This is a genomic window from Pseudomonas alkylphenolica, from assembly GCF_000746525.1.
In the GTDB taxonomy this organism is placed as follows: Bacteria; Pseudomonadota; Gammaproteobacteria; order Pseudomonadales; family Pseudomonadaceae; genus Aquipseudomonas; species Aquipseudomonas alkylphenolica.
The window spans coordinates 4,436,463-4,460,848 of the sequence record NZ_CP009048.1; the positions used below are offsets into that span (position 1 = coordinate 4,436,463).

At 60.3% G+C, this 24,386-nt stretch carries 25 protein-coding genes, 2 tRNA genes and 1 pseudogene; 15 read left to right on the forward strand and 13 right to left on the reverse strand.

Annotated elements, in window-relative coordinates; translation table 11 throughout:
• Positions 1–42: 42 nt before the first annotated feature.
• Complete coding sequence (gene dinB, locus PSAKL28_RS20335) at positions 43–1,107, reverse strand: DNA polymerase IV (RefSeq protein WP_038613895.1); 1,065 nt, start codon at positions 1,105–1,107, stop codon at positions 43–45.
• 222 nt (positions 1,108–1,329) lie between these two features.
• On the opposite strand from dinB, the gene PSAKL28_RS20340 reads away from it, so the two are divergent.
• The 4 genes from PSAKL28_RS20340 to PSAKL28_RS20355 all read left to right on the forward strand — a co-directional run bounded on the left by PSAKL28_RS20340 (position 1,330) and on the right by PSAKL28_RS20355 (position 5,755).
• A tRNA-Met gene (locus PSAKL28_RS20340) sits at positions 1,330–1,406 on the forward strand.
• Between the two features lie 131 nt (positions 1,407–1,537).
• Positions 1,538–1,614 (forward strand) — tRNA-Met (locus PSAKL28_RS20345).
• A gap of 206 nt (positions 1,615–1,820) precedes the next feature.
• Positions 1,821–4,463 carry a bifunctional lysylphosphatidylglycerol flippase/synthetase MprF gene (gene mprF / locus PSAKL28_RS20350; RefSeq protein ID WP_038613897.1) on the forward strand — a complete coding sequence of 881 codons (2,643 nt, stop codon included), beginning with the start codon at positions 1,821–1,823 and terminating at the stop codon, positions 4,461–4,463.
• A complete protein-coding gene (locus PSAKL28_RS20355; protein WP_038613898.1) occupies positions 4,463–5,755 on the forward strand; it encodes a virulence factor family protein in 1,293 nt (430 codons plus the stop codon). The genes mprF and PSAKL28_RS20355 overlap by 1 nt, the downstream gene beginning before the upstream one ends.
• A gap of 101 nt (positions 5,756–5,856) precedes the next feature.
• Here PSAKL28_RS20355 and PSAKL28_RS20360 read toward each other — a convergent pair whose 3' ends face one another.
• Positions 5,857–7,755 (reverse strand): potassium transporter Kup, encoded by a 1,899-nt coding sequence (locus PSAKL28_RS20360; RefSeq protein WP_038613900.1) that lies wholly within the window; start codon positions 7,753–7,755, stop codon positions 5,857–5,859.
• A 207-nt stretch (positions 7,756–7,962) separates the two neighbouring features.
• Between PSAKL28_RS20360 and PSAKL28_RS20365 the strand changes: the two genes are divergently transcribed.
• The 6 genes from PSAKL28_RS20365 (at position 7,963) to tsaA (ending at position 12,970) form a co-directional block, all read left to right on the forward strand.
• Positions 7,963–8,817 (forward strand): lipopolysaccharide kinase InaA family protein, encoded by an 855-nt coding sequence (locus PSAKL28_RS20365; RefSeq protein WP_038613902.1) that lies wholly within the window; start codon positions 7,963–7,965, stop codon positions 8,815–8,817.
• A gap of 202 nt (positions 8,818–9,019) precedes the next feature.
• The gene (rimO, locus tag PSAKL28_RS20370; protein ID WP_038613904.1) at positions 9,020–10,357 is read left to right on the forward strand and encodes a 30S ribosomal protein S12 methylthiotransferase RimO; all 1,338 of its coding nucleotides are present in this window, start codon (positions 9,020–9,022) and stop codon (positions 10,355–10,357) included.
• A gap of 89 nt (positions 10,358–10,446) precedes the next feature.
• Positions 10,447–10,917, forward strand: coding sequence for a GNAT family N-acetyltransferase (locus tag PSAKL28_RS20375; RefSeq protein ID WP_038613907.1), 471 nt, complete (start codon positions 10,447–10,449; stop codon positions 10,915–10,917).
• 130 nt (positions 10,918–11,047) lie between these two features.
• Positions 11,048–11,758 (forward strand): rRNA pseudouridine synthase, encoded by a 711-nt coding sequence (locus PSAKL28_RS20380; protein WP_038613909.1) that lies wholly within the window; start codon positions 11,048–11,050, stop codon positions 11,756–11,758.
• 47 nt (positions 11,759–11,805) lie between these two features.
• On the forward strand, positions 11,806–12,267 hold the full coding sequence (locus PSAKL28_RS20385) for a YehS family protein (RefSeq protein WP_038613911.1): 462 nt from the start codon (positions 11,806–11,808) through the stop codon (positions 12,265–12,267).
• Positions 12,268–12,274: 7 nt separating this feature from the next.
• The gene (gene tsaA, locus PSAKL28_RS20390) at positions 12,275–12,970 is read left to right on the forward strand and encodes a tRNA (N6-threonylcarbamoyladenosine(37)-N6)-methyltransferase TrmO (RefSeq protein WP_038613913.1); all 696 of its coding nucleotides are present in this window, start codon (positions 12,275–12,277) and stop codon (positions 12,968–12,970) included.
• 161 nt (positions 12,971–13,131) lie between these two features.
• On the opposite strand, the gene fpr is transcribed toward tsaA, so the two are convergent.
• Positions 13,132–13,911, reverse strand: coding sequence for a ferredoxin-NADP reductase (gene fpr / locus PSAKL28_RS20395; protein WP_003222277.1), 780 nt, complete (start codon positions 13,909–13,911; stop codon positions 13,132–13,134).
• Positions 13,912–14,030: 119 nt separating this feature from the next.
• Here fpr and PSAKL28_RS20400 point away from each other — a divergent pair, with 119 nt between their 5' ends.
• Positions 14,031–14,957, forward strand: coding sequence for a LysR family transcriptional regulator (locus PSAKL28_RS20400; RefSeq protein WP_038613917.1), 927 nt, complete (start codon positions 14,031–14,033; stop codon positions 14,955–14,957).
• Here PSAKL28_RS20400 and PSAKL28_RS20405 read toward each other — a convergent pair.
• The 3 genes from PSAKL28_RS20405 to PSAKL28_RS20415 form a co-directional block, all read right to left on the reverse strand.
• Positions 14,954–15,319 carry a diacylglycerol kinase gene (locus PSAKL28_RS20405; protein ID WP_038613920.1) on the reverse strand — a complete coding sequence of 122 codons (366 nt, stop codon included), beginning with the start codon at positions 15,317–15,319 and terminating at the stop codon, positions 14,954–14,956. The two genes, PSAKL28_RS20400 and PSAKL28_RS20405, sit on opposite strands and share 4 nt — an antisense overlap.
• 78 nt (positions 15,320–15,397) lie before the next feature.
• On the reverse strand, positions 15,398–16,048 hold the full coding sequence (gene erdR, locus PSAKL28_RS20410; protein ID WP_038613921.1) for a response regulator transcription factor ErdR: 651 nt from the start codon (positions 16,046–16,048) through the stop codon (positions 15,398–15,400).
• A 265-nt stretch (positions 16,049–16,313) separates the two neighbouring features.
• Positions 16,314–17,024, reverse strand: a complete 711-nt coding sequence (locus tag PSAKL28_RS20415) for a tRNA-uridine aminocarboxypropyltransferase (protein ID WP_038613924.1) — start codon at positions 17,022–17,024, stop codon at positions 16,314–16,316.
• A 238-nt stretch (positions 17,025–17,262) separates the two neighbouring features.
• Here PSAKL28_RS20415 and PSAKL28_RS20420 point away from each other — a divergent pair, with 238 nt between their 5' ends.
• On the forward strand, positions 17,263–17,679 hold the full coding sequence (locus tag PSAKL28_RS20420) for a quorum-sensing-regulated virulence factor family protein (protein WP_038613926.1): 417 nt from the start codon (positions 17,263–17,265) through the stop codon (positions 17,677–17,679).
• Between the two features lie 2 nt (positions 17,680–17,681).
• Here PSAKL28_RS20420 and PSAKL28_RS20425 read toward each other — a convergent pair whose 3' ends face one another.
• A complete protein-coding gene (locus PSAKL28_RS20425; protein ID WP_038613929.1) occupies positions 17,682–17,882 on the reverse strand; it encodes a hypothetical protein in 201 nt (66 codons plus the stop codon).
• A 396-nt stretch (positions 17,883–18,278) separates the two neighbouring features.
• Here PSAKL28_RS20425 and PSAKL28_RS20430 point away from each other — a divergent pair, with 396 nt between their 5' ends.
• Positions 18,279–19,397: an LOG family protein gene (locus PSAKL28_RS20430; RefSeq protein WP_038613930.1), complete on the forward strand. Its 1,119-nt coding sequence runs from the start codon at positions 18,279–18,281 to the stop codon at positions 19,395–19,397.
• Between the two features lie 7 nt (positions 19,398–19,404).
• On the opposite strand, the gene recX is transcribed toward PSAKL28_RS20430, so the two are convergent.
• From recX to PSAKL28_RS27175, 4 genes and pseudogenes are all read right to left on the reverse strand, one after another.
• Complete coding sequence (gene recX, locus PSAKL28_RS20435; RefSeq protein WP_038613931.1) at positions 19,405–19,872, reverse strand: recombination regulator RecX; 468 nt, start codon at positions 19,870–19,872, stop codon at positions 19,405–19,407.
• Positions 19,873–19,880: 8 nt separating this feature from the next.
• Positions 19,881–20,948, reverse strand: a complete 1,068-nt coding sequence (recA, locus tag PSAKL28_RS20440) for a recombinase RecA (protein ID WP_038613932.1) — start codon at positions 20,946–20,948, stop codon at positions 19,881–19,883.
• A gap of 103 nt (positions 20,949–21,051) precedes the next feature.
• Positions 21,052–21,534, reverse strand: a complete 483-nt coding sequence (locus tag PSAKL28_RS20445) for a CinA family protein (RefSeq protein WP_038613935.1) — start codon at positions 21,532–21,534, stop codon at positions 21,052–21,054.
• Positions 21,535–21,593: 59 nt separating this feature from the next.
• Positions 21,594–22,019 (reverse strand): annotated as a pseudogene (locus tag PSAKL28_RS27175) (lysis system i-spanin subunit Rz); the annotation flags it as partial.
• 18 nt (positions 22,020–22,037) lie between these two features.
• Here PSAKL28_RS27175 and xisR point away from each other — a divergent pair.
• Together xisR and PSAKL28_RS20460 are read left to right on the forward strand one after the other, a co-directional pair.
• Positions 22,038–22,211 carry an excisionase family protein gene (gene xisR / locus PSAKL28_RS28775; RefSeq protein WP_038616903.1) on the forward strand — a complete coding sequence of 58 codons (174 nt, stop codon included), beginning with the start codon at positions 22,038–22,040 and terminating at the stop codon, positions 22,209–22,211.
• Positions 22,181–23,437 carry a site-specific integrase gene (locus PSAKL28_RS20460; protein WP_038613938.1) on the forward strand — a complete coding sequence of 419 codons (1,257 nt, stop codon included), beginning with the start codon at positions 22,181–22,183 and terminating at the stop codon, positions 23,435–23,437. The genes xisR and PSAKL28_RS20460 overlap by 31 nt, the downstream gene beginning before the upstream one ends.
• A gap of 46 nt (positions 23,438–23,483) precedes the next feature.
• Here PSAKL28_RS20460 and PSAKL28_RS27775 read toward each other — a convergent pair whose 3' ends face one another.
• Both PSAKL28_RS27775 and PSAKL28_RS20465 read right to left on the reverse strand, forming a co-directional pair.
• Complete coding sequence (locus tag PSAKL28_RS27775; RefSeq protein WP_157687059.1) at positions 23,484–23,660, reverse strand: hypothetical protein; 177 nt, start codon at positions 23,658–23,660, stop codon at positions 23,484–23,486.
• 16 nt (positions 23,661–23,676) lie between these two features.
• Positions 23,677–24,330 (reverse strand): hypothetical protein, encoded by a 654-nt coding sequence (locus PSAKL28_RS20465; protein WP_038613940.1) that lies wholly within the window; start codon positions 24,328–24,330, stop codon positions 23,677–23,679.
• Between the last annotated feature and the right edge of the window lie 56 nt (positions 24,331–24,386).

The following is a 24,386-nucleotide window of genomic DNA, read 5'->3' on the forward strand; positions in this document are numbered from 1 at the left end:
AAGTCCTGTGGGAGCGGGCTTGCCCCGCGATTGCATTCACCCTCAGTCGCGACTAAACAGCTCCAGCTGCTCATGGCCCGCGCGCAAATCCTGCAAGCGCACGCCGATACCCAGCAGCCTCACCGGTTTGCCGCCACGGGCGAAGGCCTGGCTGAGCAATTGCTGATAACTGCCCAAGTCACGCCCGGCACCGGCCTGCTCCAGGGTGGTCTGGGTAAAATCGTGGAACTTCACTTTGACGAAGGGTTTGCCCGGCCGGTAACTGTCATCGATACGCGCCATGCGTCCGGCCAGGGTCTCCAAAAGTTCCGGCAGTTTCTCCAGGCAGCTGGCCAGATCGGGGAGATCCGTGTCGTAGGTGTTTTCGACACTGACTGATTGACGACGACTGTCGTTGTGCACCGCACGATCATCGATACCCCGCGCCAGCCCCCACAGACGCTCGCCAAAACTGCCGAACTCGCGGGCCAGCGCCAGGCGACTCCAGTCGCGCAGCTCCAGGCAGTTAGTGATGCCCAGGCGGCCGAGCTTGTCCGCAGTCACCTTGCCCACGCCGTGCAATTTGCTGACCGGCAGCGCAGCAACAAACGCTTCGACTTCGTTGGGCGTGATCACAAACAAGCCGTTGGGCTTGCGCCAATCACTGGCGATCTTGGCCAGGAACTTGTTCGGCGCCACCCCGGCCGACACGGTGATGTGCAGTTGCTGGGCGACCCGGCGGCGAATATCCGCGGCAATCCGCGTTGCGCTACCGGCAAACCAGGAGCTGTCCGAGACATCCAGGTAGGCTTCGTCCAGCGACAAGGGCTCGATCAGATCGGTGTAGTCGCGAAAGATCGTGTGTATTTCCCTGGATGCTTCTTTATAGGCATCCATGCGCGGCTTTACGATCAGCAGATCAGGGCACAGATTGAGAGCATGCCGGGACGACATTGCCGAACGCACACCATAGGCCCGCGCCTCGTAGTTACAGGTGGCGATGACCCCGCGGCGCTCAGCCGAGCCACCGACAGCCAGCGGCCGCCCGGCCAGACGCGGGTCGTCACGCATTTCAATAGCGGCGTAAAAGCAATCGCAATCAATATGGATGATCTTGCGCTGGGACATCGGCAACCGTAGCTACAGGTGAACAATCGTGTAGGCAGTATCTCATTCCACTGCGCCATACGCACCACAGGCACTGGATAAACATACACACTCATACCCTACAAGCCCCAGCACAGCTGCCTTGCAGTACTAAAAGAGAGCGCTAAGCATTTGAACAAAAAAGGATTTCTTGAAATGAGCGCTTGACACCCCGGCGCATAACTGTAGAATTCATCTCACAGGCGCGGGATGGAGCAGCCTGGTAGCTCGTCGGGCTCATAACCCGAAGGTCGTCGGTTCAAATCCGGCTCCCGCAACCAGATTCAGGAAAGGCCACTCTTCGGAGTGGCCTTTTTCTTTGCCTGAAGAAAGTGCTCGGGCATAAATTTATTGTAAATCAACAATTAAGCGTTGACAGCTGGTCCAAACGCTGTAGAATCCGCCCCACAGACGCGGGATGGAGCAGTCTGGTAGCTCGTCGGGCTCATAACCCGAAGGTCGTCGGTTCAAATCCGGCTCCCGCAACCAAACAACAGAAAAGGCCACTTTGAAAAAAGTGGCCTTTTTTGCATCTGCGATTCAGCCCCCTCCCCACGCCCGCGCGGCAATATAAATATTCTTTAACTATCCTCTGGACAGGCAGTGGCCCGATCATAGTCGCCACTACTTTCCATAGGGATTGGTACCTTGGCTGGATACGCTCCTCCTGGCGTGCACCCCCCACGAGGTGCTTGATGCATAGCCAGACACCCGAAACACAAGCACCTGTCACCTCTGCGCTGCCCAACGCCGCCCAGCATTTACGCTGGCTTGACCGCTTGAGCCGTTATCGCCAGCCAATTGGCCTGGCGGTGACCTTGCTGTTGTTCACCATCGCCCTGATCGCTTGCCGTCATCTGCTCAGCGAGCTGGACATCTATGCCCTGCATGATTCGCTGCTCAGCGTGCCACCCACGGCCCTGGCCGGAGCATTCATGGCAACGATTGCAGGGTTCATCATCCTTTTGGGTTACGAGTGGTCTGCCAGTCGCTATGCCGGCGTTCAACTGCCGCCGCGGACCTTGGTCATGGGTGGTTTCAGCGCCTTCGCCATAGGCAACGCCATCGGCCTGTCACTGCTCTCCGGCGGATCGGTGCGTTACCGACTGTATGCCCGCCAGGGTATTGGTGCCGCTGAAGTCGCGCGCATGACCCTGTTCGCCAGCCTCTCGCTCGGTTGTGCGCTACCGCCGCTGGCAGCCCTGGCAACCCTGAGCAATCTGCCAGCAGCAGCGGCAGCCTTGCATCTTCCACAAGCACTGCTGGCCGGTATTGCACTGGCTGTGCTGGGCCTGGCTGCGCTGCTGGCCTACGGCCTGTACCGTCGTCGTCTGCCGGAGCAGCCGCAGGTAGACAACCTGCTGGTGCGCATCGGCCGCCGCACCCTGCGCCTGCCCGGCGCACGCCTGACCTTCCTGCAATTGCTGATCACCGCCCTGGATGTTGCCGCCGCGGCGACGGTGCTGTACCTGCTATTGCCTGAAGCACCGCCCTTCGGCGCATTCCTGCTGGTGTACCTGCTGGCCCTGGCTGCGGGAGTGCTGAGTCATGTTCCCGGGGGCGTCGGGGTGTTCGAGGCGATTCTGCTGGCCGCTTTCGCCGATCAACTTGGTGCCGCGCCCCTGGCCGCCGCCCTGCTGCTCTATCGCCTGATCTACGTGGTACTGCCATTACTTCTGGCCTGCGCCCTGTTGCTGAGCAGCGAGGCACGGCGGTATCTGGTTACCCGTCAGGCCATCAAGGCAGCATCCGGACTGGCTGCCCCAGTGCTGGCAGTACTGGTGTTTCTCTCTGGTGTAGTGCTGCTGTTTTCCGGCGCCACCCCGGAAATCGACGAACGTCTCGAACACCTGGGCTTCCTTATTCCCCATCGCCTGATCGACGCCTCGCATTTCGGCGCCAGCCTGATTGGCGTGTTGTGCCTGCTGCTGGCCCAGGGCCTGCGCCGTCGCCTGTCCGCCGCCTGGATGCTGACCACCATCCTGCTGCTGGTCGGCGCCCTGCTCTCGCTGCTCAAGGGCTTTGACTGGGAAGAGGCCAGTATCCTGACCTTCACCGCCTGCCTGCTGGCACTGTTCCGGCGCTCCTTCTACCGCCCCAGCCGCTTGCTGGAGCTGCCCTTCTCACCGGTCTATCTGGCAGCCAGCGCTTGCGTCATTGGCGCGTCGATCTGGCTGTTGCTGTTCGCTTATCAGGACGTGCCCTATAGCCATCAATTGTGGTGGCAATTCACCCTGGACGCCGACGCCCCGCGCGGCCTGCGCTCGGCCCTGGGCAGCGCGGTACTGCTGGTAGCGGTCGCCCTGACCTGGTTGCTGCGTACCGCGCGCCCGGTGATTCACCTGCCAAACACCGAAGAGCTGCAACGCGCCAACCGCATTCTGCAAGCCTCGGATCAACCCGACGGCGGCCTGGCGCTGACCGGGGACAAGGCGCTGCTGTTCCACCCCGATGACGATGCCTTCCTTATGTACGCTCACCGAGGCCGCAGCCTGGTCGCCCTGTACGATCCGATCGGCCCGGCGCACAAACGTGCCGAAATGATCTGGCAGTTCCGCGACTTGTGTGACGTGCACCATGCCCGCCCGGTGTTCTACCAGGTGCGTGCCGAGAACCTGCCGTTCTATATGGACATCGGCCTGACCGCGATCAAGCTCGGCGAAGAGGCGCGGGTCGATCTCAAACGCTTTGACCTGGATGCCAAGGGCAAGGAGATGAAAGACCTGCGCTACACCTGGAACCGCGGTGGTCGCGACGGCTTGAGCCTGGAAGTACATGAACCGGGGCAAGCCCCGCTTGAGGAGCTGAAGGTTATCTCCGACGCCTGGCTGAGCGGCAAGAACGTGCGCGAGAAAGGCTTTTCTCTAGGCCGATTCAGCCCAGAATACCTGCAACATTTCCGGATTGCCCTGATCCGCTTCGAGGGACGCCCGGTAGCCTTTGCCAACTTGCTGGAAACCCACAGCCGCGAACTGGCCAGCCTCGACCTGATGCGCGCCCATCCACAGGCGCCGAAGCTGACCATGGAGTTCATGATGATCGGTCTGATCCAGCACTATAAGCACCAGGCCTACGCCCGCTTCAGTCTGGGCATGGTGCCTCTTTCCGGACTGCAGCCGCGCCGTGGCGCACCGCTGACCCAACGCCTGGGCTCAATCGTGTTCCAGCGCGGCGAGCAGCTCTATAACTTCCAGGGCCTGAGACGCTTCAAGGACAAGTTCCAGCCTGACTGGGAACCCCGTTACATGGCCGTGCCTGCCGGACTCGATCCGCTGGTGGCACTGGCTGACACTGCCGCCCTGATCGCCGGCGGCCTGACTGGATTGGTGAAACGCTGATGATTCGACGCTATTGGTTACACCTTCTGGCCACACTGCTTCTTGGCTTGCTGGTCGCAGCCCTGGGCTTCTGGCTGTGGACCCGTCCGGCTCCTGAGCCACAGCTGGAACATCTGACCCAGCTTGATGGCAGCAGCCTGACCCGGGTCACCCCCGGCACCCATGCCAAAGCCCGCGTGGCCATCGCCGTACTCCCGGACCAGGCGCTGACCGACAAGCAACTGCTGAACCTGAGCCAGAGCGGCGAGGCGCAGATGGTTCAAGTGATCCTGCCGCCAGCCGACTGCACCTTGCAAAAAGCCGCCTTGCAACAGGCCCTGCAACAACTGCAAGGCCCGGCAACCCTGGTTGCCGGCATCGGCCCCGGTGCCGCGCAAGCCTGGGACTGGCTGGCTGGCCAAAGCGATGACAAAGCCCAGGCTATCTCAGTAGATTTCAGTGTTGAACGCCCGGGCTGCGCCACACCGCTGCCCAAGTCGGCGGCTCACGGCCACTGGAGCGTCGCCTGGAACGACAACCCGGACGACGCTAGCGCCGCCTTTGTACGCGATCAAGCCAACGCCGAAACCAGCATCAGCGATTACGACATCCACCTGCCGCAAGTGCTCAAGGCACAACTGACCCAGGCTCTGGTGGGTGAAGAAGGCAATGCCATGAGCATCCCGGTGGTCGAGGTCCCGGCAGGCCAGACCACCGACACCGTGACCCTGTTCCTCTCCGGCGACGGCGGCTGGCGTGACCTGGACCGCGACGTTGCCGGAGAGATGGCCAAGCTTGGCTATCCAGTGGTCGGCATCGACACCCTGCGCTACTACTGGCAGCACAAGACACCGGAACAAAGTGCCATTGACCTGTCGGAGCTGATGCAGCACTACCGTCAGAAATGGGGCACCAAGCGCTTCGTACTGACCGGCTACTCGTTCGGCGCAGACGTCTTGCCTGCGATCTACAACCGTCTTCCCGCTGAAGACCAGCAACGTGTTGACGCAGTCATCCTGCTGGCTTTTGCCCGCAGCGGCAGTTTCGAGATCGAAGTTGAGGGCTGGCTGGGCAACGCCGGCAAGGAAGCGCCGACCGGACCGGAAATGGCCAAGTTGCCGGCCGCGAAGGTGATCTGCATCTATGGCGAGGAAGAAGCCGATGAAAGTGGCTGCACCGACCACACCGCGGTTGGCGAGCGCCTGAAGCTGCCAGGCGGGCATCACTTTGACGAGAACTACCCGGCGCTGGCCAAGCGCTTGATCGGTGATATCGAAAATCGCCAGGGCAAGACCAGCGTTGCCGAGCACTGATTTGGGCAAGTAACTGTCTGCCAGTGGGAGCGGGCTTGCCCCGCGATAGCATGTTGTCAGCCACATCGCATCGCAGGGCAAGCCCGCTCCCACTGTGCAGGTCAAATCTCGACTTGCGTACCCAGCTCGATCACCCGATTCAACGGCAGGTTGAAGAAACGCAACGTGCCGTTGGCATTCTTCAACAGGAACGCAAACAACATTGCCCGCCAACGCGCCATCCCCACCAGGCGCGAAGGAATCACAGTCTCCCGGCTCAGGAAATAGGTGGTGCGCATCGGACTGAAGTCCAGCCCCTCCAGATGGCACAGCTTCAGCGCTGCAGGCACATCGGGCTCATCCATGAAACCGAAATGCAGTAACACCCGGTAGAAGCCCTCACCATAGGCTTCTACTTCGAACTGCTGCTGCGTCGGCACCCGCGGCGTATCCTCGCTGACCACCGTCAACAGCACCACCTGGTTGTGCAGCACCTGGTTATGCAACATGTTATGCAACAAGGCATGTGGCACGGCATCCGCTCGCGCCGTCAGGAACACTGCCGTGCCTTCGACCCGGTGCGGTGGCTGCACACGAATACTGCCAATGAACAGCGGCAGCGGCAGGCTGCCTTCATCCAGACGCTCGACGAGGATCTGTTTGCCACGCTTCCATGTGGTCATCAGCATGAACAGCGCAATCCCCGCCAGCACCGGAAAAGCTCCGCCCTGCACCACCTTGGGTACGTTGGCGGCAAAGAACAGGCCGTCGACAAACAGAAAACCGAGCAATACCGGTACCGCCAGCACCGGCGGCCATTTCCACAGCAGCAGCATGACCGTGGACACCAACAGGGTAGTCATCAGCATGGTCCCGGTCACCGCCACGCCATAGGCCGAGGCCAGCGCATCGGACGACTCGAAACCCAGCACCAGGAGGATCACCCCGACCATCAGCGCCCAGTTCACCGCGCCGATGTAGATCTGCCCCTGTTCGTGGCTTGAGGTGTGCTGGATCTGCATGCGCGGTACATAACCGAGCTGGATCGCCTGGCGCGTCAGGGAGAAGGCCCCGGAAATCACCGCCTGGGAGGCGATCACTGTCGCCAGGGTGGCCAGGCCGACCAAAGGAATCAGCGCCCAGGCGGGAGCCAACAGGTAGAAGGGGTTACGCGCTGCCTCAGGGTTCTGCAACAGCATGGCACCCTGGCCGAAGTAATTCAGTACCAGCGCCGGCAGTACCAGGGCGAACCAGGCCCGGGCAATTGGCTTGCGCCCGAAGTGGCCCATGTCGGCATACAGTGCCTCGGCACCGGTCAGGGCCAGAACCACAGCACCGAGAATGGCCACCCCCATGCCCGGGTGAACAATGAAGAAGCGTACCGCCCAGACCGGGTTGAACGCCTTGAGCACCTCAGGGCTCTGGGAAATGCCGTGCACACCCAGCGCCGCCAGGACAACAAACCAGGCAACCATCACCGGCCCGAACAGAATGCCGATTCGCGCCGTACCGTGCTTCTGGATCAGAAACAACGCCACCAGCACCACCAAGGCTATTGGCACCACCCAGTGATCGATACCGTCGAAGGCCAGTTGCATGCCCTCCACCGCCGACAGCACCGAAATGGCCGGGGTGATCATGCTGTCACCATAAAACAATGCAGCGCCAATCAGGCCGCAGCCCACCATCAGCGCACGCAGTTTGGGATAAGGCGCCGAAGCCCGGCGTGCCAGCGCGGTAAGGGCCATGATGCCACCCTCGCCCTGGTTGTCGGCGCGCAGGATGAACAGCACGTACTTGATCGAGACCACCCAGATCAGCGACCAGAGGATCAACGCCAGGATACCCAGCACGCCGTCATGGTTGACCGGCACCCCATAGTCGCCGGAAAACACCTCCTTGAGGGTATACAAGGGACTGGTGCCAATATCGCCGTACACCACCCCTACCGCCGCCACCAACAGGCTCAGCGGCTTCGCCGCCGAATGCCCGGAATCAGCCTGATCGCTTGCCTGAACCATCCGCTACTCCCGCAGCCTAGACCCTTGGGGCCGGAAAAACACACGCCAGACGCTGAGACTTTAGCGACCGCACCGCTGACGCCAACAGGACCCGATAGAAACACAGGCATATAGCCGCGAAGCATAGCCCAGGGTACAACGCATGGTTGCTAGCCAAGTGATATTACAGCCGTTAGGATTGCGCACTTTTCGATCAGGGAGCGGTACATGCGTCACCTCAGGAGCCTTACCCGAACGCTGCACAAACAGCACATTGAGGGCGTTACCTTTCATTTTGATCCGCACCATCAGCACGAACTTTCCACCGCGGTTCGGCGCTTCTTCACAACACCCGAACAACACACCCCGCTGGACACGCCAGAAGCGACCCGCGGCGTCTTCCTGCTCGAAGGTGAGCGCAAATGGGTGCTTAAGCACAATCGCCTGATCCATTGGAAAAAGCAGCTGCAGAACTACCTGGGGCTGAAGAAGACTTTCGGCCTGCATGACCTGACCAACGAATTCATCAACCTGTCAGCGGTGGCCACCAAATCCGCTTGCGCCCCCAGTGTTGCCGCCTTTGGCTATAAAGGGCGCTTTCCATTTCTCAAGGAAGAGTACTTGCTGGTCAGCTTTCTGGACGATCATTGCAGTGTTGATGATCGCTTGATCGCTCACCCTGAACAGGCCTCAACCTTGCTGCCACAAGTCTTTGATCTGTTCGCGCGCATGCTCGACGAAGGCTTCGTGCACATGGACCCTCACCCGAAGAACATCCTGATCGCCCCCGATGGCCAGCTGCGCTTGATCGATTTCGAGTGTTGCGCACACGAGGTGATTGATCGCGATTTCAGTCTGGGTTTTTTAATGGGCTACTTTTTCCACTACTGGATCAAGCGCTTCATCTGCATGGAAGACTATCGCACTTGCTGCGAAAACTACCTGAAGGTCAAACAGCCAACGTTGGACCGCAGTATTTTCATGCCTGTTTTCGAGCGCTTCCTCACCGGAAAAGTATCCCGCACAACACGTTACGCGATCCTCACCAGCCCGAAGGCGCAAGCGGCGTTCAAGGCGCAGTAACCCCCAGGCACTCCAGCAGGCGGCAGCAAGCCGCTTTGCTGGAGTCCGGCATCGCCAAGCACTCGTCGTATTTCCCCGTTTAAAGCTGGTCAACTCCGTTGCGCACCGCTAGAATTGCGCACTTTTTGATCAGAGGCGCTGCTAGCGCCCAACAGGACAGCGGCGCTTGCGTACGACTGTCCCCATTACACCGAGGTTAGTCATGTCCACCACTCCTGCGCCAACCACGCCAAAGGTCGGCTTCGTTTCCCTAGGCTGCCCCAAAGCCCTGGTCGACTCCGAGCGCATCCTGACCCAGCTGCGCATGGAAGGCTATGAAGTCGTGCCCACCTATCAGGATGCCGATGTGGTGGTGGTCAACACCTGTGGCTTCATCGACAGCGCCAAGGCCGAGTCGCTTGAAGTGATCGGCGAAGCCATCAAGGAAAACGGCAAGGTCATCGTCACCGGTTGCATGGGTGTCGAGGAAGGCAGCATCCGTGACGTGCACCCGAGCGTACTGGCCGTGACCGGCCCGCAGCAGTACGAGCAGGTGGTCAACGCCGTGCACGAAGTGGTTCCGCCGCGTCAGGATCACAACCCGCTGATCGACCTGGTGCCGCCACAGGGCGTCAAGCTGACCCCGCGCCACTACGCCTACCTGAAGATTTCCGAAGGCTGCAACCACAGCTGCAGCTTCTGCATCATCCCGTCGATGCGCGGCAAGCTGGTCAGCCGTCCGGTCGGCGAAGTCCTCAGCGAAGCCGAGCGCCTGGTCAAGGCCGGGGTCAAGGAGATCCTGGTGATCTCCCAGGACACCAGCGCCTATGGCGTCGACGTCAAATACAAGACCGACTTCTGGAACGGCCGCCCGGTCAAGACCCGCATGCTCGAACTGTGCGAAGCACTGAGCAGCCTGGGCGCCTGGGTTCGCCTGCACTACGTTTATCCGTACCCGAACGTCGACGACATCATCCCGCTGATGGCTGCCGGCAAGATCTTGCCGTACCTGGACATCCCGTTCCAGCACGCCAGCCCGAAAGTACTCAAGTCGATGAAGCGTCCGGCCTTTGAAGACCGGACCCTGGCGCGCATCAAGAAGTGGCGCGAACAGTGCCCGCAGCTGATCATCCGCTCCACCTTCATCGTCGGCTTCCCGGGCGAAACCGAAGAAGACTTCCAGTACCTGCTCGACTGGCTGACCGAAGCCCAGCTCGACCGCGTCGGCTGCTTCCAGTACTCGCCCGTCGAAGGCGCACCAGCCAACGACCTGGGCCTGGAAGTCGTCCCCGATGAGATCAAGCAAGAGCGCTGGGATCGTTTCATGGCCCACCAGCAGGCGATCAGCAGTGCCCGCCTGCAACTGCGCATCGGCCGCGAAATCGACGTGCTGATCGACGAAGTGGAAGAAGAAGGCTCGGTAGGCCGCAGCTACTTCGACGCCCCGGAGATCGACGGCAACGTGTTCATCGATGGCAACCACGGCTTCAAGCCGGGTGACACCGTACGCTGCCGGGTCACCGACGCCGACGAGTACGACATGTGGGCTGAACCGATCTGATCGCATCCTGCTGAAAATAGCCCTGCCGACCCTGGCGGGGCTTTTTTTTGCAACTATCGTTGTCTCTGTTGCCCAAGGAGAGCAGAGCGATGTACCGGCATATCAGCGTGCACACCCCCAGATTAAGCGACTACCCGGAGCTGGCGCGTGTCTGGGAGGCGTCTGTGCGGGCAACCCATGACTTCCTGCCTGACAGCTATATCTGTCTGTTGCGCGAACTGCTGGTCAGCCAGTATCTGGACGCGGTGATGCTGATCTGCTGCAAAGACGCCAAGCAGCGGATTACCGGTTTTGCCGGGGTTGCCGCCGGACGCGTGGAAATGCTCTTTATAGATCCGGCTGTGCGTGGCCAGGGGCTGGGCAAACGCCTGTTGCACTACGCCATCGACGAACTCAACGCCGTTGGGCTCGATGTCAACGAACAAAACCCGCAGGCTCTGGGCTTCTATTTGCACCAGGGATTCGAGGTGGTCGGCCGTTCGGAAACAGATGGCATGGGCCAACCCTACCCCTTACTGCATCTGAGGCTGATTCAGACAAAAGCCGCTCAAACCGGCTGACAGAAGACGTCATACCTTTCTGAAATGCAGCGAAATCGCAGATAAATGGCCCGACGGGCGAATGTTGCCGGACCTGGGCCCGTCCGCACGGTTACAATGGGCATCTTTCCCTATGCCTACGGCTGTCGTCATGTCTGAACCCATTCGCCTTTCCAAACGCCTCATTGAACTGGTCGGTTGCTCCCGACGGGAGGCCGAACTGTACATCGAAGGCGGCTGGGTCACCGTGGACGGTGCGGTGGTCGACGAGCCGCAATTCAAAGTGACCGAGCAGAAGGTCGAACTGCAGGCCGGTGCCCGCGCCGAAGCCCTGGAGCCGGTTACCCTGCTGCTCCACCAGCCGGCCGACCTGGACCTCGACAGCGCCTGCAACAGCATCACTGCCGACAGCCTGTCAGCAGATCACAGCCAGGGCCGCCGCCCGCTCAAAGGCCACTTCGCCCGCCTCAATAACGTGGCGCCTCTGCAACAAGGCGCCAGCGGCCTGCAGGTGTTCACTCAGGACTGGCGGATCACCCGCAAGCTCGAATCCGACCTGGCCAAGCTCGAACAGGAATACGTGGTTGAAGTCAGCGGCGACATGATCGCTCACGGCCTGGAACGCCTGAACCGCGGGTTCACCTGGAAGGGCAAGGAGCTGCCGAAGATCAAGGCCAGTTGGCAGAACGAAACGCGCCTGCGCATGGTCCTGAAAAACCCGCAGCCTGGCCTGATCGCCTTGCTGTGCAGCAGCGTTGGGGTTACCCCGGTGAGCATGCGCCGGATTCGCCTGGGCGGTGTATCCATGAGCAAGTTGCCCCTGGGCCAGTGGCGCTATCTGGCGAACACCGAAAAATTCTAGCAACAAGGCGCCGCCACCCGGGCGACGCCCCGAACAGGATTGTCACCATGATTCACAACGATGTACTGCGCAGCCTGCGCTACCTGCTGGACGTCAACGACGCCAAACTGACCGACATCATCAAGCTCAGCGGCTTCGACGTCGCCACCGACGACATCGTCGCCTATCTCAAGAAAGAAGACGAAGAAGGCTTCGTGCGCTGCCCTGACGAAGTCATCGCGCACTTTCTCGATGGCCTGGTGATCTTCAAGCGCGGCAAGGACGACAGCCGCCCTGCGCTGCCGGTCGAACTGCCGGTGACCAACAACATCATCATGAAAAAACTGCGGGTGGCCTTCGAGCTCAAGGAAGACGACCTGCACGCGATCCTCAAGGCGGCTGACTTCCCGGTGTCCAAGCCAGAACTCAGCGCCCTGTTCCGCAAGGTCGGGCACAACAACTACCGTCCGTGCGGCGACCAACTGCTGCGTAATTTCCTCAAGGGCCTGACCCTGCGGGTCCGTGGCTGAGACGTCGATGAACTACAGCGTCGCACCGATCGGTTTCGTCCGCTCCTGCTTCAAGGAAAAGTTCGCGATCCCGCGCCAGCCCCAGCTGGCGCCCGCTGCGCGCGGCGTGCTGGAACTGCTGCCGCCCTTCGACAACGGCGACGCGGTGGCCGGGCTCGAACAGGTCAGCCATGTCTGGTTATTGTTCCTGTTCCACCAGGCCCTGGAAGACAAGCCACGGCTCAAGGTGCGTCCGCCACGGCTGGGCGGCAACACCTCCATGGGTGTGTTCGCCACCCGGGCGACGCACCGGCCCAACGGCATCGGCCAATCGGTGGTGCGACTTGAAAAGGTTGAGGCCGGACGTCTGCTGCTGTCGGGCATCGACCTGCTCGACGGCACCCCGGTGCTCGACATCAAGCCTTACGTGCCTTATGCCGACGCGGTGACGTGTGCGACCAACCAGATGGCCAGCGCGCCGCCAGCGCCGATTCCGGTTGCCTGGAGTGACAGCGCCCTGCCCCAGGCCCATGAACACGCCCTGCGACTTGAAGAGCCGCTGGTTGAGCTGATCGAACAGTGTCTGGCCCAGGATCCGCGTCCGGCTTACCAGATCCCGCCACCGGAGCGTGTGTACGGGGTAAAGTTCTGGGATGTGCAGGTACGCTGGCACTATCCGCAGCCGGATCAGATCCGGGTGCTGGAAGTGGTTCTGGATCTCTAAAGTGCAACTGTCTTGACCTAGTGCTTAGATAGCAGACTCTCCGGTGGGAGCGGGCTTGCCCCGCGATTGCGGACTGTCAGTCATAGAGCATCGCGGGGCAAGCCCGCTCCTACAGGCATAAAAAAAGCAGGCCGAGGCCTGCTTTCTTGTTTCAGTGCTGCTTACTTCTCGACGAATGCACGCTCGATCAGGTAGTCACCCGGCTCACGCATACGCGCCGAAATCTTCAGGCCGAAGCTGTCGAGCACTTCGCTGGTTTCGTCCAGCATGCTCGGGCTACCGCAGATCATCGCACGGTCGTCCTGCGGATTGATCGGTGGCAGACCGATGTCGCTGAACAGCTTGCCGCTGCGCATCAGGTCGGTCAGGCGGCCCTGGTTCTCGAACGGCTCGCGGGTCACGGTCGGGTAGTAGATCAGCTTGTCACGCAGCGCCTCGCCGAAGAACTCGTTCTGCGGCAGGTGCTCGGTGATGAATTCGCGGTAGGCGACTTCGTTGACGTAACGGACGCCGTGCACCAGGATCACTTTTTCAAAGCGCTCGTAGGTTTCCGGGTCCTGGATGACGCTCATGAACGGCGCCAGGCCAGTACCGGTGCTCAGCAGGTACAGGTGCTTGCCCGGGTTCAGGTCGTCGAGTACCAGCGTACCGGTAGGCTTCTTGCTGATGATGATCTCATCGCCTTCCTTCAGGTGCTGCAACTGCGAGGTCAGCGGGCCGTCCGGCACCTTGATGCTGAAGAACTCCAGATGCTCTTCCCAGTTCGGGCTGGCGATCGAGTAGGCGCGCATGAGCGGGCGGCCGTTGGGCTGTTGCAGGCCGATCATCACGAACTGACCGTTCTCGAAGCGCAGGCCCGGATCGCGGGTGCACTTGAAGCTGAACAGGGTGTCATTCCAGTGGTGAACACTGAGGACACGTTCGTGGTTCATGTTGCTCATGTACGGGCTCCTGAAATAAAACGCAGCGCTAACCTAGAGCGCGATTGCGCGATAGTTTAGTGCGAGCGACAATATCTGTTAAATGAATTATCAAGATATGTCTTATCGGTTATATAGATATGCGATTTACACTTCGTCAGCTTCAGGTCTTCGTCGCCGTAGCCCAGCATCAAAGCGTCTCGCGAGCCGCGGGAATACTGGCGCTATCGCAGTCGGCCGCCAGTACCTCGATCACCGAACTTGAACGCCAGTCCAGCTGCCAGCTGTTCGACCGCGCCGGCAAACGCCTGAGCCTCAACGCCCTGGGTCATCAACTGCTGCCACAGGCAGTGGCGCTGCTCGACCAGGCCAAGGAAATCGAAGACCTGCTCAACGGCAAGTCCGGTTTCGGCTCACTAGCGGTCGGCGCCACCCTGACCATCGGTAACTACCTGGCCACACTGCTGATCGGCAGTTTCATGCAGGTCCACCCGGAAAGTCAGGTCAAGCTCCACGTACAAAACACTGCGCATATCGTGCACCAGGTTGCCCATTATGAAATTGATCTGGGTCTAATCGAAGGCGACTGCAACCATCCTGATCTTGAAGTGCAACCTTGGGTTGAAGACGAACTGGTGGTGTTTTGCGCGCCACAGCACCCGCTGGCCCAGCGCGGCCAGGCCAGCCTGGAAGAGCTGACCCACGAAGCGTGGATTCTGCGTGAGCAAGGTTCCGGCACCCGCCTGACCTTTGACCAGGCGATGCGTCACCACCGCTCCAACCTGAACATCCGCCTGGAGCTTGAGCACACCGAAGCGATCAAACGCGCTGTCGAATCGGGCCTGGGCATCGGTTGCATCTCACGCCTGGCGTTGCGCGACGCTTTTCGTCGCGGCAGCCTGGTCGCAGTGGAAACACCGGAGCTGGACCTGGCCCGGCAGTTCTACTTCATCTGGCACAAGCAGAAGTACCAGACCTCTGCCATGCGCGAGTTTCTCGAGCTGTGCCGTACCTTTACCGCCGGTGTGCAGCGCAGTGACGAAATCGTCCTGCCCAACATTGCCTAGATAAGGATCACCGCCCAGACCACCGCCACCATTGTCAGGGCGACGAACTGGGCGGCACTGCCCATATCCTTGGCGTTTTTCGACAGCGGGTGGCGGTCGAGAGAAATCCGGTCGATCGCTGCCTCAACTGCCGAATTGAGCAATTCAACGATCAGGCCCAACAGGCACACGGCAATCAGAATGGCCCGTTCGGCACGGCTGACATCCAGCCAGAACGCCAGCGGCACCAGCAGCACATTGAGCAGCACCAGCTGGCGGAAAGCCGCTTCACCGGTGAAAGCTGCGCGCAGACCGTCAAACGAATAGCCGGCAGCGTTGAAAATACGTTTGAGGCCGGTCTGGCCCTTGAAAGGCGATGACATAGAAGGTCACTTCATCCACTGAAAAAATGCGCTGCAGCCTAGTGCAGATCGGGTCAAAAAAGCGTGAAGGCCACGGCCTCAGCTCGCCGAAACCGATTCCAGTTGTTGCAGGAGCAGTGCCGCCTGAGTGCGGGTACGCACGCCGAGCTTTCGGAAAATCGCCGTGACGTGGGCCTTGATGGTCGCTTCCGAAACGTTCAGCTCGTAGGCGATCTGCTTGTTCAACAAGCCTTCGCAGACCATGGTCAACACCCGGAACTGCTGGGGGGTGAGACTGGCCAGGCCTTCACTGGCAGCCTTGGCTTCAGCCGATACGTCGACTTTTTCAAAGGCTTGTGGCGGCCACCAGATGTCACCATCAAGGACCTTTTTCACCGCTTCCTGAATCACTTCCAGGGAGCTGGACTTGGGAATAAAGCCACTGGCGCCGAATTCGCGCGACTTCACCACCACCGCGGCTTCTTCCTGAGCCGAGACCATCACCACCGGAATCTGCGGGTACTGACCGCGCAACAGGACCAGCCCGGAAAAACCGTAGGCACCTGGCATGTTGAGGTCCAGCAGCACCAGATCCCAATCGGACTTCTCGGCGAGGCGGGTTTCCAGTTCGGCAATGCTCGCCACTTCTACCAGGCGGACATCGGGCCCCAGGCCCAGGGTTACAGCCTGACGCAGGGCACTGCGAAACAGCGGGTGGTCATCGGCAATCAGGATTTCGTACGTGGCCATCGATCTAATGATCCTGTTCTGTGCAGGCGCAGGGAGGAAGAATAGGCGCCTGGCGGGCAACTCAAGGTGCTGACGGCGGTGCCGCACACCCAAAAGGCACTTCAAGGCCAGGAAAAACTGTGTTTCAAGCCTTGTATATGCCCGAATCGGCGCCAAGGATGCCGAGCCAGAACCGGGTGGTCAAGTTGATTGCCCGGTCCGGACAGGCACGCAATGGTCGCCAGCCTGCCCATTATGACCCAATGTGCGATATCTGCCCCTTGTACTATAGGAAGGTATGCAAACGCTGGTGGACGGCATCCTGCTCATCAATTGACCACTGGTGCTTGGCACTCAGGTAGTGGGTACTGAACACATCCAGGTAAGCATCCAGGGCTTCGGCAGCACGCTGGTCCCCCGCCAGCTCCAGGCACATGGCCGCCACTTCGGCAGTGCAGAAATGATCGTCGCGCTTGGAGCGGCGCAAGCGGTAACGCGACAGCTGCTCCGGTTGCAGGCTGAGCACCGGGAAGCGATCGAGATAGGGGCTTTTGCGAAACATCTTGCGCGCCTCGGTCCAGGTCGCATCGAGGAGGATGAACAACGGCCGTTTGCCGGGCTCACGCACTACCTCGCTGACCACCCTTTGCGGCGCCACGAACTCACCGGGAAAGACGATGTAAGGCTGCCAGTGCGGCTGATCGAGCAAGGCCAGCAAAGCCTCATCGACCGAAGTACGCTGCCAGCCGAACGCCGAGGTGTCGGCGATCAGGTCGGCAATCAGCCAGCCGGTGTTACTCGGTTTCAATGGCTCGGTGTCGTGCATCAGCAGGCACATTGCCGAATCGGACGGCACCCGTGGACGCCAGGCACACAGGCAATGGCTGAAAATCACCCGGCACTGCGGGCAGCGTGGCGCCCGTGATCCGCGCGCAACGAAAGGTTTGACACTGCGCGCCAGGCGCTCGGCGCGCAGGCGCGATACGGCATGGCTCATGGCAGCAGACTATATAGGCAAGGAAAGGACGGCACTGCGCGGACTCGGCAAGACAGGAAAACCGCTGCAGTTTACCAGACCCGGTCTACCGGCAGACGGTATTTGCCGTGCAGCCATAGCGCCGACTCCCCTATAATCTGCAGCCTGACGCTACCCGCTGGCGCCACGACTTCGCGCGTGACGGAACACCGTGCGCAGTTGCCGGTCCAATTGCCAGTTACCGAACCAGGAGAAACCCATGTTGCGCTTCATCGCCCCGTCCCTGAGCCTGCTGCTCGCCCTGCCCCTGGCTGCCAATGCGGCCTCCAAGCAGGAGTACGAGCTGAGCAAGATGCTGCAAAAAGTTGCCACTGAAAGCAGCGTGGGCACGCCGCGGGCGATCAACGAAGACATCCTCGACCAGGGTTACACCGTCGAAGGCAAGCAACTGATCAACCACCTCAGCGTACTTCCCAGCCACGCTGAAAAAATGAAGGCCGACCCAAACCGGGTGCGCAGCCAATTGGGTGACAGCGTCTGCAAGAACACCGGCTACCGTCAGTTGCTGGCCAAAGGTGCGGTGCTGACCTACCGCTTCACCGAGTACAAGACCAACCGCCCGGTCAGTGAACAGGCGTTCGATGCCAAGAGTTGTGGTGTGAAGCCAAGCAAGTAAGCCTAAGCCACCTGCTCGCTGTCGCGCCGTTGCTTTTCATCGGCGCGCAGTTCGGCCACCAGGGCCTGGACGTAACGTGAGTGCCGTACCCCACCCCCCAGGCGACGCAGGCACTCTTCTTCAAGGCTCAGGTTGTTGGCCTGGGCCGAGCGCTCGAGCAGCTCGAACAGCTGCGCATCGAGCTCCAGATTAAGCCGTTGCATGTGACAGCCTCCCTGCACCGCGACAGTCGCTCAGGCTTCCAGTTAACCAGACCCATGCCAGGATCGGCTCCCGACTGACGAGCGGTCTGTTTCCAACCTGCCCCATCACGCTGCCCCAGCGAAGATCCTTTCGGCACAAATACCTGCCAGGGTCTAGATTGATAGCAAGCGCCCGCCCGTTTCAGGGCTCGCACCGGGGGATGCCTGCCGACGCCGTGCATTAGCATTGCTGAGCGACAACAACAAAGAGCCCATCATCACTGCACTAAGACCTTGCAGGTCTACTGCAATGCTCGAGGCGCACACTCGAGCCACGGCAGCCAGCGACACACGTAGTGTCGCGGCCGGAAACCAAACAGGTCCGGTCAGAGGTTTTGCTGCAGAAGGAGACGTTGAATGCCTTACCAACCGAATGAACTGCTGTCGAGTCACTTCAAGAACCAGGGAATCGATCTGAGCAAGCTGGATGAACAACTGAAACTGGTTGCCCCCGACAGCCCCAACCTGTCGCTGTACCGTGACATGATGCTGACCGTCCTGCGCATGGCCCATGACGACAGCAACCGCTGGAACGCCAAGATTACCCTGCAAGCCTTGCGCGAGCTGGACCATGCCTTCCGCACCCTTGAGCAGTACAAGGGCCGGCGCAAGGTCACCGTGTTCGGTTCAGCCCGTACCCCGGTCGAACACCCGATGTATGCACTGGCCAGGGAACTGGGCGCGACCCTGGCCCGTTCCAACCTGATGGTCATCACCGGCGCTGGCGGTGGCATCATGGCCGCCGCACACGAAGGCGCAGGTGTCGATCACAGCCTGGGGTTCAACATCACCCTGCCGTTCGAGCAGCATGCCAACCCCACTGTAGACGGCACCGACAAGCTGCTGCCGTTTCACTTCTTCTTCATTCGCAAGCTGTTCTTCGTCAAGGAAGCGGATGCGCTGGTGCTGTGCCCAGGTGGCTTCGGCACACTGGATGAAGCGCTGGAAGTGCTCACCCTGATCCAGACCGGCAAGAGCCCGCTGGTGCCGGTGGTGCTCCTGGATTCTCCGGGCGGCACCTTCTGGCAGGACGCACTGAATTTCATTACCCGGCAGTTGGAAGAAAACCGCTACATCCTGCCCAGCGACCTGAAGCTGCTGCGTCTGGTGCAGAGTGCCGAAGAAGCCGTGGAGGAGATCAACCAGTTCTACAGCAACTACCACTCCAGCCGCTGGCTGAAAAACCAGTTCGTGATTCGCATGCACCACCCGCTCAGCGAAGGCGCGTTGCTTGATCTACAGGAGGGGTTTGCCGATTTGCGCCTGAGTGGTCAGTACCACCAGCACGCGTATGCCGGCGAGCACCACGATGAGCCCCGCTTCAGTCACCTGACACGGCTAACCTTCGCCTTCAACGGCCGCGACCAGGGGCGCCTGCGCGAATTGGTGGACTTCATCAACCTGTCGGAAAACTGGGCCAAGCCCGAGCCGATGCACACCACGCAACGGGCCCGCGAAGCACTGAAAGTCACTTGACCCTCAGTTAGTCGTCCAGCCCTCGGCCGCTCAACAGGCGGCCGACCATTTCCATGGAAAAACCACGGTAGACCAGAAAACGGGTTTGCTGTGCGCGGCTGCGCGGATCGATGGGTAACTGCCCGGAGAATTTGCGCTGCCAGACATCCTGCAACTGCCCCGCCCAATCCACACCGCTCTCGCGCAGGGCCTGGTCGATATCGCCGCGTTGCAGGCCGCGCTGGCTCAGCTCTTCGCGAATGCGTGCCGGGCCGTAGCCGGAACGCGAGCGGTAGCTGATAAAGCTTTCCAGGTAACGGGCTTCACTGAGCAGGCCCTCTTCCGTCAAGCGGTCGAGCTCCTGGTCAATCAATTCGGGGGGAGCGCCGCGCTGACGCAACTTGCGCGTCAGCTCGACTCGACCGTGCTCGCGGCGTGCGAGCAGGTCCATGGCTGTCCGCCTTACGGCGACGGGAGTGTCGAGTACGACGGACATGGGGACGATCAGTAGCCGGCTTCAGTTTCGGTTTCGTCTTCAGGCTCGGCGTTGACCGCTGCAGCCTTGCCAGCAGCCTCAACAGCACCGGCATTGAGCAGTTTGTCGCGGATCTGCTTCTCGAGAGTAGCGGCGATTTCCGGGTTGTCCTGAAGGAACTTGGCCGAGTTGGCCTTGCCCTGACCGATCTTGCTACCCTGGTAGCTGTACCAGGCACCGGATTTTTCCAGGAAGCCGTGCAGCACGCCGAGGTCAATGATCTCGCCGTTGCGGTAGATGCCCTTGCCGTAGAGGATCTGGAATTCAGCCTGACGGAACGGCGGTGCCACCTTGTTCTTGACGATCTTGACGCGGGTTTCGCTACCGACCACTTCGTCGCCTTCCTTCACCGCGCCGGTACGGCGGATGTCGAGACGGACCGAAGCGTAGAACTTCAGCGCGTTACCACCGGTGGTGGTTTCCGGGCTGCCGAACATCACGCCGATCTTCATGCGGATCTGGTTGATGAAGATCACCAGGCAGTTGGCGTTCTTGATGTTACCGGTGATTTTACGCAGCGCCTGGGACATCAGGCGGGCTTGCAGGCCGACGTGCATGTCGCCCATCTCGCCTTCGATCTCGGCCTTGGGTACCAGGGCGGCCACGGAGTCGACGATGATCACGTCAACGGCGTTGGAGCGCACCAGCATGTCGGTGATTTCCAGGGCCTGTTCGCCAGTGTCAGGCTGCGAGACCAGCAGGTCGTCGACATTGACGCCGAGCTTGCCGGCGTACTCGGGATCGAGGGCGTGCTCGGCGTCGACGAATGCGCAGGTAGCGCCCATTTTCTGGGCCTGGGCGATGACCGACAGAGTCAGTGTGGTTTTACCGGACGACTCAGGACCGTAGATCTCGACGATACGGCCTTTTGGCAGGCCGCCAATGCCCAAGGCAATGTCCAGGCCCAGGGAACCGGTGGAAATGGCCGGAATCGCCTGACGCTCGTGGTCGCCCATGCGCATGACCGCGCCTTTACCGAATTGACGCTCGATTTGCCCCAGGGCCGCAGCCAAGGCGCGCTTCTTGTTGTCGTCCATTGAAGTCCTCACGTAATCGATAGGGCCTGACGGCCAGAACACCTGTATAAGTAGCCAGTATTATTCCACAGGGTTTTGTTCCCGCCTACCCCCGAATTGCGATTTACTCTGCACCAAGCTGTAACAAGCCCTCTAGCGCGGCGATTACCGTTTGTCGGCGTACCTCGTCGCGGTCGCCGTCGAAGTGCCGACGCTCGCTGCTGACATGGCTGCCATCGGCCCAGGCCAGCCATACGGTACCCACCGGTTTGGCCGGCGACCCACCGTCCGGCCCGGCCACGCCACTGACCGCCACGGCGAACCGCGCACCGCTGGCAGCCTGGGCGCCGCGGACCATGGCCTCGACCACTTCCTGGCTGACCGCCCCGACCTCGGCGAACAGGGTTGGCGGCACCGCCAGCTGGCGGGTCTTCTGGGGGTTGGAGTAAGTCACATAACCGGCTTCGAACCAGGCCGAACTGCCCGGAATCCGCGTAATGGCCTCGGCGATGCCGCCGCCGGTGCAAGACTCGGCAGTGGTCACCTGGGCATTGAAGCGGCGCAGGTGTTCACCCAGGCGGGCGGAAAGCGCAGTGATCGGGTCCATGGCAAGCTCCTTGAAAGACTGTCGCCTACCCTACACCAGCTATCGTCCGACACAAATCCTCAGCGCTGCAGCGCGCGTACATAAGCCTGACAGGCCCGCAAGGCGATCAGTCCCCGATCACCGCGGTCGGTGATGGCGATAATTCGTCGAGCATGCGCTGGCTCAAGTCGGGCGCGTACGGGGTCATGATCCAGGCCGCCGGTGGCGGGGGCGGCAGGCACACCGGAGACGGCGTCGGCGCCAAGGAGGACTGACAGCCGTAAATCAGCAGTGGCAAGACGGTCACGCAGGCGCGCTTGAGTCTGTTGCGCATCGAGTAACTCCTGATAATGGGATTGATCGTTGGCCTGGATCTGCTGCTCCAGCACCTGACGCTGCTGACGCTCGCCAAGCGCCTGGCTGGCCAGGGCTTCGGCCAGTTGCTGGCGCTCCTGGGCGTGGGTCCGTGCCTGCTGCGCCAGTTGCGCGCTATATCGCCATGCCTGAGCCTAGCGCGCTGGGTAATGATCAAACGTGCCGCCGAACTTACTGGGTACAGCGAAGACGCCATCCGCCACAAAGTGAAGGATGGCACCTGGGCACAAGGCCGCGTCTGGCGCAAAACTCCGGACGGGCGAATCGCAATCAACATGGCAGAGTATGACAAATGGGCCGAGAGCGCATCACAAGTGGCCTAGAGGCCGAGCTGGCAAAGCACACCGGCATTGAGATTCACGGCGGTAACCTGCGGATCGTCTTCATGTGGCGCCGCATACGCTGCCGTGAGTCTCTCGGCCTACCGGTGACCAAAGCCAACATCAAACATGCCGCCCTGCTCAGGGCGGCAATTCTTCACGAGATCAAGCTGGGGACCTTTGAATATGGCCGTCACTTTCCCGACTCAAAGCACGCCGCGAACTACAGCAGCGCCAAGGACGAACGACTGAGCGTACTGGTAGAGCGTTACAAACCTCTGAAGGCAGTGGACATCACTCCAATGACCGAGGAAAAGTATGGCTATGCCTTGGACATCTGTGTCGAGCTGGTCGGCAAGGACCGCCTCGCTGGCATCTTGCTGCCCGAGGACATACAAGCGCTTCGCGCTCAATTGATCGAGACCCGGGCGCCGTCTACAGCCAACCATTACCTTGCTACGTTCTCCGGCTTCCTCACCTGGTGCGAGAGCAATGGCTACTGCAGGAGCGGACTCGCTGCGGCATGCACCCGGTTTGCCATGAGCGAAAAAGAGCCCGATCCGCTCACCCACGACGAATTCGACCAACTCCTCACAAAAGGGTGCCTACACCCACAAGACAAGGCGGCGATCACGCTTGCCGTCTACACCGGCCTACGCCTCGGCGAATTGTGCGCACTGGCCTTGGAAGATATCGACCTGACGACCGGCAGGATCGATATCACTCGGGCCATCACCGCCACCGGCACCTTCAAGGTCCCCAAAACCGGCAAGCCGCGAACCGTACTGCTGATGCAGCCAGCGATCGAGGCGTGCGAAGTTCTGATGGGCATTGTCGCTGGACACCCGAAGCGGCAAATCCGGGTGTACCAGAACCGCCATGAATGGCGGGACGAGTCAGTCATCCCCCTTCTATCACCTGGTACCCAGGCAAGGAAACGGGTGATCAACGTGTGGTTCGTGTCAACCGCCTGGAACACGAAGTGGGCCGCAATCCAGCGCCGCGCCGGGATCCGGGCCAGGCGACCGTACCAAACGCGCCACACCTATGCATGCTGGTGCCTCACTGCTCGCGGGAACCTAGCATTCATCGCCAAACAAATGGGGCACAAAGACTTCACCATGCTTGTTGAGGTCTATGCAAAATGGATGGATGACGAGTCACCGACAGAACTGCAGCACATATGGACAGGCATTCGATTGCAAAGCACAAGAAATACCCGCCCATAACAAAAAGCCCGGCATATAGCCGGGCTTTTTGTTGTGGGATTGCAAATCAGCACATCATGACGGGCTTCTCAATACCCAGCTCTGCGCAAGCATCCTTCAGGCTCTGATCAGCCTCTTGGAAACGACGTACGCGGGCTAGGGTGTAGTCGCGACCACTCAACCCGTCTTTACGAGGGGTCGTGGCATGCTTTTTCTGATACTCACTAGCGCTAAAGCTTTTCATGACCTGATTCCTTTCCTTATAAGGGAATAAAGCAATCTTTGTTGCTTTGATATGCTTCCAACATGTGCTGCAACACATGTTTATACGTTGCCTGCGGCGTTGAGAATGTCGCTGTGTGAATCCCATTGAGGCCAAGATGATCGAGGTAACGATAGAACAGGTCATCAAACATATCTACCTGTTCGCGAGCGCTATCTCGGATCGTTTTGTTCTTGAAGTCATCAATGAAGCAGTAATAGTCGCCATCTGGCCATCGCGGGCGGTGATACATGAGCACCGCAGGCTTCAGAGGATTAACAGAAACAACGCGACCTTCGCCTGGGTCATTCGCAAGGTTGACCGGGTCGAGGGCGAACCACAACCAGAGCACTGCGGCGCAACTCATTGCAAACCTGCCAACCGCAATCTCAACGTCAGCATTGGTACGAGCCAGAGCTTCAATGAGGTCCTGCAGCTGACCGACGTTCCCACCAGGATTTGCCCGCAAATAAATACGGATCTTTTTTCCAAGCGGAGCGTCCTGCAGCATCTGAATCAGAGGCCCTACTGACGCTGGGTCAATGCAGGTCAGCTCTACAGTTTCCCTGTCATCATTCTTAACGACATGAAGCTGTGACATCACAGACTCAGCAGCAGTTCCATCCTGCTCGGCGATCGCACCTACTTCCATGAGTGACCCTTAAATGACACGTTCTTTGCAAAAAGCCATTCAGAATAATGGCCATT